Below are 16,034 nucleotides of genomic sequence, written 5' to 3' on the forward strand. Positions count from 1 at the left end.
GCCAACTTATTTTATCTCTGTTTTCAAAGTATAGTTCTCTAACAATTTATAGTAATACTCTTCTTTCGAACGCCAAAAAACATTACTTTTCTTTTTATAATATAAAATCCATTTCCGTAATAATAATGGTTTTTTATTTAATTTATCTCCCTCAGCTTTTATATCTTTAAATACCGAAATCCAATAACCAAAATTATATTTTCCATCTTGATAAAGGGTTGGTGGTTGAATATTTTTAATGGAGATAATAAATACATTGTTACTCGCATAAAGATTTATACATTTTTTATTAGGATCATATTTAGAAACAAGGTTAATCTCCTTAATAATATTTAATAAATTTCTCCACTGCTCTTTAAATTGCTCTTTCTCTTCCTCTAATCTTCCATTTAATTTATGGACTGTAGTTATTTTAGCCCCAATATAATCTATATTCAAAACTTTTGCTATAACACTTCTATGTGTTCCCTGCATCGAAACATAATAACTATCGAAATCCTGATAGTAATCAAAGATAATATCTGATTCCTTTTTTATAAATTCCTTAAACTCTTCAATCCCATATCTCTGAACACTTTCTAAATTCTGTCGTATTCTATTCAAACTATATAATTGTTCTAGCCAACTCCCTTCTCTTCGTTTAGAGTTATCAACCCCTTTAAGCTTTTCTAACGGAATCATTGCATATTCACTTTCAGAATATGAATCAAACCATCTTGCTAAAGGCACTTTTCCAACACTTGTATCCCTCATTCTTTGCAGATGCGCATCCTCAATAAACTGAAGCAAAAAATCCGTTGTAAGTACATCTATTTTCTTCGTCCTGATTGGAATAGCTGTCTCTTTTGGTAATTCCTTAGATTTTAAAGGTGGCATCTCCCTAACACTTTTAGACGTAACTTCTCTTAGTTTTTCTTCATATGACGGCTGCTTCTTGTTTTCTTCACTCCATTCTGGATAGTTAATTACCTTTTCGTTATCTGCTTTATCCTTTTGTAACGGCAGATTTTTCGTCTCTTTAAATTGAGAAACTTGCTCTGCACTATATTCTTTTACTTTATATTTAATATCAATATCTCTTACATTTAACAAAATGATTCTTTTATCTTCATAATAATCAACAATATTCCCTTTTATAAGAGCTAGTTTTCGATTTCCATCTGTCTTTTTATCGATCCATTTCAGTAAACTTTTTAATGTCATTTGAAATCTCTTTTTTCCATTCCCATTATAAATCAACATAATACGTATTTGATCTGGTTTATTTTTATAGAACGGGTAAGCAAACCCATACCCTTTTTGCTCTAATTTCTCTAAGTCATTTTTATCTAAAAAACCTTCAACTATAAATGTATGATTAGGCCTTTTTTCCCATAACAATTGATAGCTTTCTCTTTTATATAGTTTATTAGTAACATATAATTGCCTTAATACGTTTCTAATGATTAAATCATCTTTACTATGCAGTAATTCAATAAGTTCACTAATAGTTCTAATATATTCATTTCTAACTCCGGGAACCTTCCTTGTAATAATTTTCTCTGGAACTGCTAAAACTTGATTCTTTGCAGATTCTTTCTTTTCTTTCGATTTTATTACTTTAGTCTGCTTGCTGCCAAACATATCTCGTTCATCTATATCCACTACTAACTTTTTGTCTTTGGGGACATCCCTAAATCGCTCTCTAACTGGAATAGTCTTCAAAATATATGAGCAGTCGATACAGTGTCCCTCTCGTCCTTCTCCCTCAGGCATCAAATTAAAAAAACGATTATCTGGTCCTCTGTTTACCACCTTGACTTCAGCTTTACAACCAGATTTAAGATGATTTTCACAATATAAAGTATACCCTTTAATATATCCTTGATCTCGTATAGTAATGGCCTCATCAGGTTCTATATATCTTACGGTATCTCCATGTGAATAAATTGCTCTCTGCATTGACTCTGTACTTCTGGCCATTTTAACACCTCGCCTATATTTTTTCAGTTCTACCACTTCTATAATTCAATTTTACTATAGATGATAAAAGTAAAAATTAAAAAATCAGACATTTTAATCATATATAAACCTAAAGATATAATATATTTCAGTAACAAGTACCACTTCTTTTTAAAAGCACTATGCGTTACATAGTTGCATATATAAAATTTCTACTAAATAATAACTGTTTCTATTTTTTATACAAATAAAAAAGCTCAAAATTATTAAAGGTGATTCACCGTCTATTTCACTTACCCTGCCAAGACAAGCTATCTTCAATTTTAGAAGAAAGACTTTCTTTAATAAATTGAGCTTTATAAACAACATTGTTCAATTATTTTATTTAAAAATTATCTTTCTTTTTCTGCTCCAAAAACCAATTCTAAAAAATTCCTTATTTACATCTGCCCCATAAGTGGTGTTTCATCATTTTAAACCCTACGTTATACAACAGTAAAATCCCTATATAACTACATTTATGCTTATTCTCATTTCTATAATAGACATTACGGAATCATCCAAGTTAAATAATAAGCCTGCACATACGTCATAATACCAACAATAATTACGAAGAATAAACTATGCTTTACTGTAAAACGGAACAAATCCGATTCTTTTCCAGCAAGTCCAACTGCCGCACAAGCAATTGCAATCGATTGCGGAGAAATCATTTTTCCTGTTACACCGCCCGTTGTATTTGCTGCAACGAGAAGCACTTCAGATACACCGACTTGCTGCGCTGTAATGGCTTGTAAATTCGAGAACAGTGCATTCGCAGACGTATCAGACCCTGTTAGGAATACGCCAATCCAGCCTAAGAATGGTGAGAAGAACGGGAATAGTCCGCCAGTTCCGGCTAATGCTAACGCTAACGTAGAAGATAGACCAGAATAGTTTGCGATAAATGCAAACCCTAGTACAAATCCGATAGATAGAATTGGCATTTTTAATTCGCTTAACGTTTCTTTAAATGTCACTACTGCATCTTTTACATTCATTTTCAAAATAAACATGGAAATGATACAAGCAATTAAAATCGCTGTTCCAGTTGCCGATAATACATCAAACTTTAGAATTGCCTCGTAAGGCGTTGGTTTATTTACAATGGGCTCTGCTTTCATTACTAAATTATGTAGACCTGGAATTTCAAACTTAAATACAAGACTTTCTAAAGCCCCTCCTGGAGCGAATAATGCCTTAAAGAAACTTTGGCTCCAAATGACTACCATAACCGTTAATACGATAAATGGAGACCATGCCTTCACCACTTTTCCAAACGTTAATTTCGGCATCGATGCTGCTGTCGTTGCTGCTACTTCACTATTTGCTTGCCCGGATTGATAAGTTTCTTTCGGCTGCCAAACTTTTAAGAACAGCGCTAAACTAATTAAACTTACAAGTGCCGATGTAATATCCGGAAGTTCCGGCCCTAAAAATGTTGCTGTAATGAACTGCGTAATCGCAAATGAACTACCCGCTACAAGTAACGCAGGCCACGTTTGTCTTATACCTTTAAATCCATCCATTAAAAATACGATAAAGAATGGAACAAATAATGATAGGAACGGTAATTGATGCCCAGCCATTTGTCCAATTTTATGTGGATCAATACCTGTTACTTGTCCAGCAACTGTAATCGGAATTCCCATCGCTCCGAACGCCACTGGTGCAGTATTTGCAATCAAACAAAGACCTGCTGCGTATAAAGGATTTAACCCAAGACCCGCAAGAAGCGCTGCTGTAATCGCTACTGGTGCCCCAAATCCTGCCGCTCCTTCTAAAAATGCTCCAAATGAAAATCCAATTAAAATAACGAGTAGACGATGATCGTTCGTAATCGATAATACCGATGCACGAATCACATCAAATTGACCTGTTTTTACAGAAATTTTATATAAAAATACGGACATAATGATAATCCAAGCAATTGGCCATAACCCGTACAAAAAACCGTACCCGGTTGCTGCCATTGCCATCTTGAACGGCATTTTATAAGCGAATAACGCTACTAAAACTGTAAGTACAACTGTAATAAATCCTGCTACATACCCCTTCATGCGGAAAACTGCTAAAGCTAAGAAAAAAAAGATAATCGGAATAAGTGCGACCGCTGCCGAAATCCAAATGTTTCCGAATGGATCATAAACTTGTGTCCATGTGTTCATTGTTCTCTCCCCCTAAAGAATCCCCTTTTAAATAGAATAACCTCATCAATAGGCTATCAGGTCATCATACCTTTAAGCCTAAAATAAAAAAACGTTTAAGAAAACGTTTTCAACAACTTTCATTTATACTGTACCATAACAATTTCTATTAAAAAAGATTTTTTTGAAAATTTTATTATTTAATAGAAAATCTTACAAAATCGTCACGTTCTTGTAATGTTTATCGATAGGAAGTTTGCCAAAATTATTGCATAATAATAGTATAACAACAGAAATTATTCATGAGGTGATATATATGAACGGAAATAAAATATTAGCTGCGTTATCATACTTTAGTGTACTATTTGCCCCTATCTTATTCCCTATTATCGTTTGGATTGTGGGAGACGCTGAAACAAAACCACATGCAAAACGTGCTCTATGGACACACATCATTCCAAGTATCGCTACATTCATTGGCGTAACTATTTTAGGAATTATGGGTCTTGGATCTGATCAACCAGATGTAACACTTGGAATTGGATCAATGATTGTCTTAGCTATTTGCGGAATCATCAGCTTATACTACTTCATCTGGAACATTGTAAAAGGAATTAAAGTGCTGAAAGCTTAATTTTAAACAAATGTTTGTTTAAAAAGGGCCCCTTGTAAATTGCAAGGGGCCTTTTCCAAATTCGTTCACTTTATCTCCTGCGTTTCTTCTTTTTTCTCATCATTTTCTTTCGGCGCGTATTCACTTTATCCGCTATAATGTGGAGCGTACTTGCCACAACAATTCCCATTAAGAACGTTACAATTTCAACCTCATGTTTCTTCGCAATTTCTATTAAATTACCATCCAGTGCGATTACATTTAATAGAAATAAAAATGGAGAAAAGACGATTAACATGTACGCAATACGAATCACATCACCAAGTATAATCGTATGCGTAAAGAAAGATCGATGCGGCATTACTTTCTTATAAGGATACCAAAATATACGTAAGAAACCCCATTTGTTATAAGCATTACTGTACGTATCTAAATCTGGTGTTAAAAATGAAGTACCTACTAAAAAACCAATTGCAAAAGTTAATAAAAAATCAAAATTTGTTAATCCATACGAAAAGAGCAAAAACAAAACAACCGGAAGGGATATTAAGTTTATTTTCGTATGCGTTCTTCCTGATGGCATAATGCACTTCCTCGCTTACGTTCGTCCTGTCACCTTATGACAGGTTTCACCTATTGACCTAATTTCTGATCGATAAATGTTGTGTCTATATCCGAACCAAACCATTCTGCCAACTTCACTCGTGCCTTATTTTTCACATCTTCATTGACGTATAACGACACCTGTATTAGTGCGGCCGTTAACGCCCCCAAATCATCCGTATAGCCAATTCCAGCAATGAAATCTGGAATCGCATCAATCGGTGCAATAAAATAAGCAAGTGCTCCAATTACAATAATTTTCACTCGTTTTGGAACATCGGGTCTTTGTAAAACGTAAAACAGTAATAAACTTGCATAAATGACCGACTGCCCTGCTTGCTTTGCAACATGTTTTACTTTCTTCCAAAACGCTTCAACTGAAAATTTTTGTTTCATGTAAAAGCCTCCCTATTTTTAAAAAGAAATAAGCTAGAATATGTTATCAGTAAAAGTTCATGGAAATTACACAAAACCTATCAATGAACTTTCATTGTAACAAACAAACTAAAAAAGAACAAGTGTTCGTTAATTTTCACACGATTTCCTTCATATAATAGATTTCTAGATAACCCTTACCCATCTTCATTTCTTATTTCTCAACAAAGAAAATTTTCACTTCCACTTAACATTCTGCTCTACCTTTGTTATATTTTCTAGTTGACGGACATATAAACGAATGTTAAAGTTTTCTCTGGTAGTGACAAATCTTATACAAAAAATGTAAAATGTTATAGTGTTTCTCAGAAATGAATTTTGTTGTATAATACAGAAATGACGTTATGCTTATGAGCAACAAAAGAAACCAAAAGGGTATGCATAGTTATAGTCGTATATGGGTGAATATAGAACCTTTAATTATGGCCAAGAAAACTATGTATTTTTTATTTTAGCATTTTTCGCTCCAAAATCGACCAAGCCTGATAGAGAAAGGGTGGAAATGAATGAAAGAAACCTTGAAATCACAATTTCAAAATGTGCGTTTCACTGTATTCGTAGCTTTAGCCTTATGGCTGAAAACTTACCTTATTACACGCACAAGCTTTGATTTAAAACTTGAATCTTTCATGCAAGAATTCATTTTATTCCTTAGCCCATTAGCAGCATCATTACTGCTTGTTGGTCTTGCATTATTTGCAAAAGGGAAAAAACGTAACTATATAGCACTTGGAATTAATTTTGTCTTAACAATCGTTCTTGTTGGTAACGTAATGTTCTACGGATTCTACAATGACTTCGTTACTTTACCGGTGCTAGGACAAACATCTAACTTTGGAAGTTTAGGTTCTAGTGTAAAAGAATTATTTAACTACAAAATTATTCTTGCATTTGCAGACATTATCATATTCTTCGTTCTGTTGAAGAAAATGAAAAACTTTGCACCTACAGAGCGTGTAGCACGCCCGATGCGTTCCCTATACTTCGTATCAACAGTTGCTATTTTCTTCGCAAACTTAGGACTTGCAGAAGCTGAACGTCCAGAATTATTAACACGTTCATTCGACCGCGTTATGCTTGTTAAAAACTTAGGATTATATGTACACCAAGTATACGATCTTGGCTTACAAGCAAAATCAAGTTCACAAAAAGCATTCGCTGACGGTAGTAAATTACAAGAAACAGAAAACTACGTGAAAACAACACAAAGTAAACCAGATCCAAATATGTTCGGTACTGCAAAAGGGAAAAACGTAATTGTTGTCTCTCTTGAGTCATTACAAACATTCTTAATTGGCGCAACAGTTAACGGACAAGAAGTTACACCATTCTTAAACCAATTTACGAAAGAAAGTTATTACTTTGATAACTTCTTCCATCAAACTGGGCAAGGTAAAACATCTGATGCTGAATTCCTAGTAGATACTTCTTTATACCCACTAGACCGCGGTGCTGTATTCTTCACACACGGTAATAATGAATATACAGCAACTCCAGAAATTTTACGTCAGCAAGGGTATCACACGTCGGTATTCCACGCAAACAACGCAACATTCTGGAACCGTAACATTATGTATCCAGCACTTGGTTATGATCGTTACTACAACGAGCTTGACTACAAGATTACGCCAGAAACAAAATTAAACTGGGGATTAAAAGATATCGAATACTTCGATCAATCTATTGATATGTTAAAACAAGTGAAGCAACCATTCTATACTCGCTTCCTTACTTTAACGAATCATTACCCATTCACTTACGATGACAGTACAAAATTAATCGACGAATATAATTCTGGTGATGGAGTATTTGACCGTTACATGGTAACTGCTCGTTACTTAGACGAAGCAATGAAACACTTTATTGAGCGTCTAAAAGCAGAAGGTATTTACGACAACTCAGTAATCGTATTCTACGGTGACCACTACGGTATTTCTGAAAACCATAACCGTGCAATGGCACAGTTCTTAGGAAAAGAAGAAATCACTGCATTTGACCATATGAACTTACAAAAAACACCGATGTTTATTCACGTTCCAGGTCAAAAAGAAGGTAAAACAATTTCGAAACCAACTGGAGAAATTGATATTAAACCAACTATTCTAAACTTACTTGGTGTAGATTCTACAAATGACGTTCGATTCGGTCATGATGTATTCTCACCTGATAATAAAGGATTTGTTGTTCTTCGTGACGGTAGCTTCGTTACAGATAAATACATGTACACAAACAGTACATTCTACGATCGTGCTACTGGCGAAGTTGTACAATTACCGAAAGAAGAATCTCAACCACTAATTGATCGTGCCCAAAATGAATTGAACATGTCTGATAAAATCATTGAAGGTGACTTACTTCGCTTCTCTGAAAGTAATAAGATTAAAACTGGTGAAGTAAAAACAGTTATTAAAGAAGAAAAGAAGAGCGCTGAGTAATCTCAGCCTCTTTTTTATTTTCTTCCATACAACTACTTATATTCATTAACTTTAAAATTACATAACCTTTACCAAATGTTCACATAGCGTTAATGAAGAATCTCTATAATAAAATATGTAAACGAGGTTCTACATATTTCTTATCTTTCATCTTTCGTAAGATCCCTTAAAGAAATGTGTAAATCTTTTGTTTCTACTTTCTTATAATTGTCTTTCAACATGTTTTGTTTCCATACACAAAACATTCAACAAGACAATGTCCCTATGAAAGATAGCTACCCTCCTTGTGCAGCATTCCATAAGAATGTTGCTTTTTTTATTTAAAAGCAGGATTCTCATTCTTATTTTCGAATTTGTATATACAAAATGCTGTAAAGTGAAACTTTAATCAGCCCTTACCAATCGGGCAGTTATTCGCCCAATTCACTTCTTTGCTCCACCCTAATTTTTAAGTGGAAGTTTTACTGCCCGTTAATGCGGGGTAAATCATCCTTACTTCTCTATGATTTACAAATACATATACGGTCATATGTAGAGAATTGCTTACATAAAAATTACTATAGTGATTTTTATCTCGCATGAATGAAAGTTTCACGTTACTTACGTACTTACGAAAGGATGGGACGGAAATTGGCATACGAAAAATTTGTACTTTGGAATGATGAAGTTATTGATACAACAAAACAACAAACGTACATAGAACTTGAAGAGAGAGGTTTGCAGTTCGGAGATGGTGTCTACGAGGTGATTCGCCTATATAAAGGGAACTTTCACTTATTAGATCCGCACATAACGAGATTATATCGCTCCATGGAAGAAATAGAATTATCGCTCCCTTTCTCAAAAGCTGAGCTCATCACTTTACTTTACAAATTAATTGAACGAAATCATTTCCATGAAGATGGCACAATTTATTTGCAAGTATCTCGTGGTGTACAAGCTCGCACACATATATTTTCATATGACAACCCTCCGACAATTTATGCCTATATTACAAAAAAAGAAAGACCAGCATTATGGATTGAATATGGTATACGTGCTATATCAGAACCCGATACTCGATGGCTACGCTGTGACATTAAATCATTAAATTTATTACCAAACGTACTAGCTGCTACGAAAGCTGAACGGAAAGGTTGTAAAGAGGCACTTCTCGTAAGGAATGGTATTGTAACGGAAGGAAGCCATTCCAACTTCTTTTTAATTAAACACGGAACTCTTTACACACATCCAGCCAATCACCTTATTTTAAATGGCATTATTCGTCAATATGTCCTTTCTTTAGCGAATACTCTTCACATTCCTGTACAGGAAGAACTTTTCAGCGTTCGTGACGTTTATCAAGCAGATGAATGCTTTTTTACAGGCACAACGATTGAAATTTTACCAATGACCCACCTTGATGGGACCGCGATTCAAGATGGGCAAGTTGGGCCTATCACCAAAAAACTGCAAAAATCTTTTAATCAAATCTTGTTACAATCCAATATGGCCTCTTCTTAAACACGAATAATTTCTGTCCTTTCATATTCAATATATGCATTTAAATGGAAATCAAGGTGTAATTTTATGCCTTGATTTTTTTCTTGTAATCTTTTTGTCATATTCAGATTCCTATATAAGTCTTGACAGTAATCGACATGCTCTTTAGAATTTTTAACAGTTGGTAAATATTTCTTCACTACATTACAGACAGAAAGGAATCGACAAATTATGAAAAAGTATCTTGCCGGTCTTGCGGCAGTGTCTGTAGCAGGAGGAGCAGCACCTACACTTGATAGTGTTCAAGCTGCACCTGAACAAAATACACAAAAAGCTGCTACAACTGTCCAAGCTTCTGCATCAAACAGCTCATCTTATAAGGTAAACGCGAGCGTATTACATGTTCGTGCAGGATCAAGCACTTCTCACGACATCATCTCACGCGTTTATAACGGTCAATCATTAAACGTGATTGGCGAAGAAAATGGTTGGTTCAAAATTAACATTAATGGACAAACAGGCTTTGTTAGTGGCGAATTTGTATCAAAAAGTGGAGCAGCAAACAACAATGTAAGTACAGGTGGAAACAATAAAGTTACCGCTGATGTATTACGTGTACGTACAGCTCCTAACACATCTAGTTCTGTTTCTGGACGTGTATATGAAGGACAAACATTAAACGTAATTGGACAAGAAAATGGTTGGGTGAAAATTAACCATAATGGACAAGTAGGTTATGTAAGTGGCGAATTCGTATCTGGCGTTTCTTCTAATGCGGGTTCTTCAAACAACAATACGAATAATAACAACCAAGAAGTAAAACCAGCAAGCGGAAACTATACAGTAAATGTATCTTCCCTTCGCGTTCGTACAGGTCCTAGCACTTCTCACACAACTGTAGGTTCTATTACAAAAGGACAAGTAGTACAAGTTGTTGGAGAAGTTCAAGATTGGTTCAAAATCAATTACGCAGGACAAACTGCTTATGTAAGCAAAGACTATGTAACAAAAGGCGGTTCCAACGAAAACGTTACAGAAGGCAACAAACAAGAGCAAAACAATAATGGAACTATTCAAACTGGTGGTTCTTACGTGGTTAACGCTACATCTTTACGTGTTCGTACAGGCCCTGCCGCTTACCATAGTGTAATTGGTGGCGTTTTAAACGGTACAACATTAAACGTAGTTGGATCTGAAAACGGTTGGTTTAAAGTGAATTACCAAGGAAAAACAGGCTTTGTTAGTAGCGAATTTGTAAAATTCGTTAAAGGTGGCACTACTACTCCTGAGCAACCAAAACAACCTGAAAAACCTAACCAAGGTGCAATTGGCGACTACTACATTAATGCTTCTGCACTAAATGTACGTAGCGGCGAAGGTACAAATTATAGAATCATAGGCGCACTTCCACAAGGACAGAAGGTTCAAGTAATCTCTGAAAACTCTGGATGGAGCAAAATTAACTACAACGGTCAAACTGGTTATATCGGAACACGTTATCTGTCTAAAACACCAGTTGGAGGCGCAGTAGATAATAAGCCTAACAATAACCAAAATAACAATCAAAACAATAACAACAATAATAATACAGGCAACAATAGCGGCGACAGTTCTTCCGTACTTGCATACGCAAAATCAATGCAAGGTGTACCATACGTTTGGGGCGGAACTTCTGCCAACGGCGTAGACTGCAGTGGCTACATCTACCACGTATTTAAGAAATTTGGTCATAACATTAGCCGTCAAAGTGTTGCGGGATACTGGAGTAGCCTACCAAAAACTTCAAGTCCACAACCGGGTGACTTAATTTATTTCCAAAACACTTATAAATCTGGTCCTTCACACATGGGTATTTACCTTGGAGGCGGATCGTTTATCCAAGCTGGAGATAAAGGTGTCGCAATCGATTCATTAAGTAAATCTTATTGGAAGAGCCACTTCTTAGGATACACGAAAGCACCTTAATTAATAGTTTCAAAGCCTTCTAGTTTACTAGAAGGCTTTTTTGCTATGAGTTCAACATATTACTCCCTTTCTCCTACCTTCTCTCTACAAAAATAATGTATCCATTCTTCTATTTCATACACTTTATTCTGCAAAAACAATGCATAACGTTATCATAATGTATATATTTTCATAAAAAACATAACCTATTTCATGTCTATTTATTTTATATGTGTTTTTTTGAAGAATTTTCTTTTTATTTAAACTTTTCATTAGACGTTTGACCTCCGATGTCCATTATGATAAGTTACTAAAGATGTTATATTCGTAAACGTATAGACAACTGGTTTATACACTGTTTTTACTATGAGGAAGGAGCATACACTGCATGAATCTTTTATGGGGAATTGGCGGCTTGATTGGAGTATTAGCAATTGCTTTCTTACTATCTTCCAACCGCAAAGCTATTAATTGGCGCACAATTTTAATTGCGCTAGCATTACAAATGTCATTTTCATTTATCGTATTACGATGGGACGCTGGTAAAGCAGGTTTAAAACACGCTGCTGACGGTGTTCAAGGATTAATTAATTTTTCTTACGAGGGTATTAAGTTCGTTACTGGGGATTTAGTCAACGCAAAGGGACCTTGGGGATTTGTATTCTTTATTCAAGCACTACTTCCAATCGTATTTATTAGTTCATTAGTAGCAATCTTATATTATTTTGGTATTATGCAGAAATTTGTTAGCATCGTTGGTGGTGCATTAAGTAAACTTCTTGGAACTTCTAAAGCAGAAAGCCTAAACTCAGTAACGACTGTATTTTTAGGACAAACTGAAGCTCCAATCTTAATTAAACCTTACTTAGCACGCTTAACAAATAGTGAATTCTTCACTATTATGGTAAGCGGTATGACAGCTGTTGCTGGATCTGTTCTTGTCGGTTATGCAGCAATGGGTATTCCGTTAGAGCACTTATTAGCAGCTGCAATTATGGCGGCTCCATCGAGCTTATTAATTGCGAAACTAATCATGCCAGAGACAGAAAAAGTAGATAATAACGTTGAACTTTCTACAGAACGTGAAGACGCAAATGTTATTGATGCAGCTGCACGCGGCGCATCTGAAGGTATGCAACTTGTTATTAACGTAGCAGCAATGTTAATGGCTTTCATCGCATTAATCGCTTTATTAAATGGATTATTAGGATGGGTTGGTTCTCTGTTCGATATTAAACTTAGCCTCGATTTAATCTTTGGTTACTTATTATCACCATTCGCAATCTTAATCGGGGTTTCTCCTGGTGAAGCGATACAAGCAGCAAGCTTTATCGGTCAAAAACTTGCAATCAACGAATTCGTTGCATACGCAAACTTAGGACCACACATGGCAGAGTTCTCTGACAAAACAAATCTAATTTTAACATTCGCAATCTGTGGATTTGCAAACTTCTCTTCTATCGCAATTCAATTAGGTGTAACAGGAACACTAGCTCCTACTCGCCGTAAACAAATTGCACAATTAGGGATTAAAGCAGTTATCGCTGGTACATTAGCGAACTTCTTAAATGCAGCAGTTGCAGGTATGATGTTCCTATAAACTTATATAGAGTCTTCTCTTTCTACAAGAGGAGACTTTTTTCATGCAATCCAAACGTCTTTTATGTATCTATTAATCAATTTATCCTAAATATAAGTACATTATGATACAATAATGTTTAAGTCTTTTTATTTTTCTTATGAAAATAGAGATACTACTTGTTGTTGCCCTTCAAAAGAGTTTCACGGCATGGTCAATTTCTTAATAATTGCGCATACTACAAGTATCTATTGATGAAATAGCTTTAAGGAGGAAAGTTTTGTGAAAGATAAGTTCTATAAAATCCTCTCTATGTGGATTTTACAAATTGTATTTTATTTTACTACTGTATATGTGACGAAATATGAACATGCGCTCATTTTTACAATAATATACGTAATCGTAAACGTACTATTCTTATTTTTAGCTGACAAAACAGCATTTGTTTTCTTCATACTAGGAACCATTATTTCCGTATTTTATTTGTTTTATCAAGCATGGCTTCATTTATGGAGTACATCAGATCAATGGCAATATATGATTATCCACTTCCTGATGGCAGCTAACTTCTTCATTGTATATATAACAACTCACCTATTGAAAAAAGTGATTCATGAAAATAAAACTTTAACTGAGCGTGTGAGAACATTGGAACAATATATTGGAGAATCCAAATTACTAACAAGACAAGAATTCGAGAGACGCCAAGCGTTATTAACGACTGCAATGAATCGTCGTAATGAAACAGGCTTTATCATTTACTTTGATTTCACTTCCTTTAGTAAATATACGAAGGAAAGTGTTATGGACCGTGTAGCTTCCTTATTAGTTGAAACGGTAAGGAATGATTTTGACCTTGCTGCTGAATATGATAATAATACGCTAGTTATTTTATTACAAAACACAAATGAAGCTGGTGCTGACATTGTAATGAACCGCCTAAAGCCAAAAATGGAGCAATGGCTTGCTGCTGAAGCAATCCGAGATATAAAAATTTCACGCGAGCAAATTGGAAACAAAGGACAGACCCTGTTATGATGACTCTCGTTATACTTCTTTTATTCCTTCTGTTTTGCGTACTCGTTTTTTGGATCAGTATCACATTTTCAATTAAATATGTACTTATTTTTACGGCTTTTCTATTCTCTGGCTTACTCGTTTACTACTCTTTCTTAACAATCGCGGGCCTAATTCACCGAAATAGTAAACGAAAAGATCGTACATTAGAACATTATCCGAGCGTCGATATTTTCATACCTGCCCATAATGAAGGCGTCGTTATTAAAGATACTTTAGAAGCAATGGCTAAGATTGAGTATCCTGGAAAGCTAACTATTTATTTATTAAATGATAACTCTCAAGACGAAACACCTGAAATCGGCGATGATTTTGACAAGGCTTATGCTCATATTCGCCACATTCGTGTTCCCCCTGGTGAACCGAAGGGTAAATCACGTGTACTAAACTATGGGCTTAGTATTTCAGATGGTGAATACTTCTGTGTGTACGATGCAGATAACCAACCTGAACCACACGCACTGCGAATGCTTGTAGAGCACGCTGAAACAACTGAAGATGCTGTTGGAGCTGTTGGACATGTTCGTACAGTAAACGAAAAGCGAAACTGGCTGACGCGAATGATTTCACTGGAATTTCAAATCTTCCAGCTCCTTATGCAATCTGGACGCTGGTTACTATTCCAAACAGGCTCACTGACAGGAACAAATATGCTTCTTCGTCGCTCCGCACTAGAAGAGCTTGGTGGCTATGATCCTTATGCAATTGCAGAAGATGCTGAATTAACATTACGAATTACACAAAAAGGTTATCTCTTACCAATCGTCCCAGAATCAGTTACTTGGGAACAAGAACCAGAGCATTTAAAAATTCTTATTAAACAACGTACACGTTGGCTCCAAGGGAATTTATATATTTTAGAAAAAATGTTCTCATCATTAAGTTTCTTTAAAGGAAAGCTGCTTGTTCATTCCTTACAACAAGTTCTAGTGTATGTTGTATTTTGGCTATTCCTAATCATTTCAAACGTTTGGTTTGTAATTGGGCTACTCGGGATATTCCAAATTCAATATAGCATTCCGCTACTATTTATGTGGTATGTCGCATATATTACATATGTTTCTCAATTATTTAGTGCCCAGAGTGTCGAACGAACCTTTACACCGACTAATATTTTTATTAGCGTTATTATGTACTTTACGTACGCACAGCTCTTTACGTACTTATTTATTCGTAGCTTAATCTTATACTTACGTGCAAAGAGCAAGAAACAAGTCATTGGCTGGGATAAGACAGTTCGATTTAAAAAAGATAAATAATAAAAATAAGCACAGAGCGCCGTATGCTCTGTGCTTATTTATTGCCGTATAAATTATATATCAGACAATACCCCTTAGCTGAAAGTAATTTCACGTCCATCCCCCAACGAACGATCGACCTTCATTTATATACGAAAAAGTGATTGCTATTTTTGTAGAACCAATTGCTTCTCTTGCTGTTCTTTGCGCGTTTCAGTCTTAGGTTCCGTGCTTTCTTGGACACTACGATGTGCCACACGTTTCAAACAAATATGCTTCCACTTTCTTTCGTAACGTTTCATTATTCTAGATGTCCCCCTTGAATGCGCTTTAAAACTATTTGAAATCGCTTACAGGAAATAATATAGCACATATATATAAAAGTGACAACACATTTCCGACAATTTTTTGTCAAAAATATGAATAGAATTTGAAAGATATCGAAAATTGTCGAAACTAATCGATTTCCCTTCGTATAAAAGGCATACTACTTATATGATA

The 16,034-nt window shown here is 35.1% G+C and carries 11 protein-coding genes; 7 read left to right on the forward strand and 4 right to left on the reverse strand.

What is annotated here, in order from left to right; translation table 11 throughout:
- Positions 1 to 6: 6 nt before the first annotated feature.
- Positions 7 to 1,962 (reverse strand): hypothetical protein, encoded by a 1,956-nt coding sequence (locus AXW78_RS25060; protein WP_061884765.1) that lies wholly within the window; start codon positions 1,960 to 1,962, stop codon positions 7 to 9.
- A gap of 527 nt (positions 1,963 to 2,489) precedes the next feature.
- The gene (lldP, locus tag AXW78_RS25065) at positions 2,490 to 4,148 is read right to left on the reverse strand and encodes an L-lactate permease (protein WP_001099332.1); all 1,659 of its coding nucleotides are present in this window, start codon (positions 4,146 to 4,148) and stop codon (positions 2,490 to 2,492) included.
- A 295-nt stretch (positions 4,149 to 4,443) separates the two neighbouring features.
- Here lldP and AXW78_RS25070 point away from each other — a divergent pair, with 295 nt between their 5' ends.
- A complete protein-coding gene (locus tag AXW78_RS25070) occupies positions 4,444 to 4,761 on the forward strand; it encodes a magnetosome magnetite crystal formation protein family (RefSeq protein WP_001014099.1) in 318 nt (105 codons plus the stop codon).
- 70 nt (positions 4,762 to 4,831) lie between these two features.
- Here AXW78_RS25070 and AXW78_RS25075 read toward each other — a convergent pair whose 3' ends face one another.
- Both AXW78_RS25075 and AXW78_RS25080 read right to left on the reverse strand, forming a co-directional pair.
- Positions 4,832 to 5,323: a metal-binding protein gene (locus AXW78_RS25075; protein ID WP_001139059.1), complete on the reverse strand. Its 492-nt coding sequence runs from the start codon at positions 5,321 to 5,323 to the stop codon at positions 4,832 to 4,834.
- Positions 5,324 to 5,373: 50 nt separating this feature from the next.
- Positions 5,374 to 5,739 carry a YkvA family protein gene (locus AXW78_RS25080; protein ID WP_000810373.1) on the reverse strand — a complete coding sequence of 122 codons (366 nt, stop codon included), beginning with the start codon at positions 5,737 to 5,739 and terminating at the stop codon, positions 5,374 to 5,376.
- Between the two features lie 545 nt (positions 5,740 to 6,284).
- Here AXW78_RS25080 and AXW78_RS25085 point away from each other — a divergent pair.
- The 6 genes from AXW78_RS25085 to AXW78_RS25110 all read left to right on the forward strand — a co-directional run bounded on the left by AXW78_RS25085 (position 6,285) and on the right by AXW78_RS25110 (position 15,554).
- Entirely contained in the window at positions 6,285 to 8,213 is a 1,929-nt protein-coding gene (locus AXW78_RS25085; protein ID WP_000665350.1) for an LTA synthase family protein, read from the forward strand.
- 618 nt (positions 8,214 to 8,831) lie between these two features.
- On the forward strand, positions 8,832 to 9,716 hold the full coding sequence (locus AXW78_RS25090; RefSeq protein ID WP_081114046.1) for a D-amino-acid transaminase: 885 nt from the start codon (positions 8,832 to 8,834) through the stop codon (positions 9,714 to 9,716).
- Positions 9,717 to 9,926: 210 nt separating this feature from the next.
- Positions 9,927 to 11,660: a C40 family peptidase gene (locus AXW78_RS25095; protein WP_000760291.1), complete on the forward strand. Its 1,734-nt coding sequence runs from the start codon at positions 9,927 to 9,929 to the stop codon at positions 11,658 to 11,660.
- Between the two features lie 367 nt (positions 11,661 to 12,027).
- Positions 12,028 to 13,239 (forward strand): NupC/NupG family nucleoside CNT transporter, encoded by a 1,212-nt coding sequence (locus AXW78_RS25100; protein ID WP_061884767.1) that lies wholly within the window; start codon positions 12,028 to 12,030, stop codon positions 13,237 to 13,239.
- 261 nt (positions 13,240 to 13,500) lie between these two features.
- Positions 13,501 to 14,256 (forward strand): nucleotidyl cyclase domain-containing protein, encoded by a 756-nt coding sequence (locus AXW78_RS25105; RefSeq protein ID WP_000653233.1) that lies wholly within the window; start codon positions 13,501 to 13,503, stop codon positions 14,254 to 14,256.
- Positions 14,253 to 15,554: a glycosyltransferase family 2 protein gene (locus AXW78_RS25110; protein ID WP_000988751.1), complete on the forward strand. Its 1,302-nt coding sequence runs from the start codon at positions 14,253 to 14,255 to the stop codon at positions 15,552 to 15,554. Before AXW78_RS25105 ends, AXW78_RS25110 begins: the two co-directional genes overlap by 4 nt.
- The last annotated feature ends 480 nt before the right edge of the window (positions 15,555 to 16,034 follow it).

The organism is Bacillus thuringiensis, assembly GCF_001595725.1.
Taxonomy (GTDB): Bacteria; Bacillota; Bacilli; order Bacillales; family Bacillaceae_G; genus Bacillus_A; species Bacillus_A thuringiensis_K.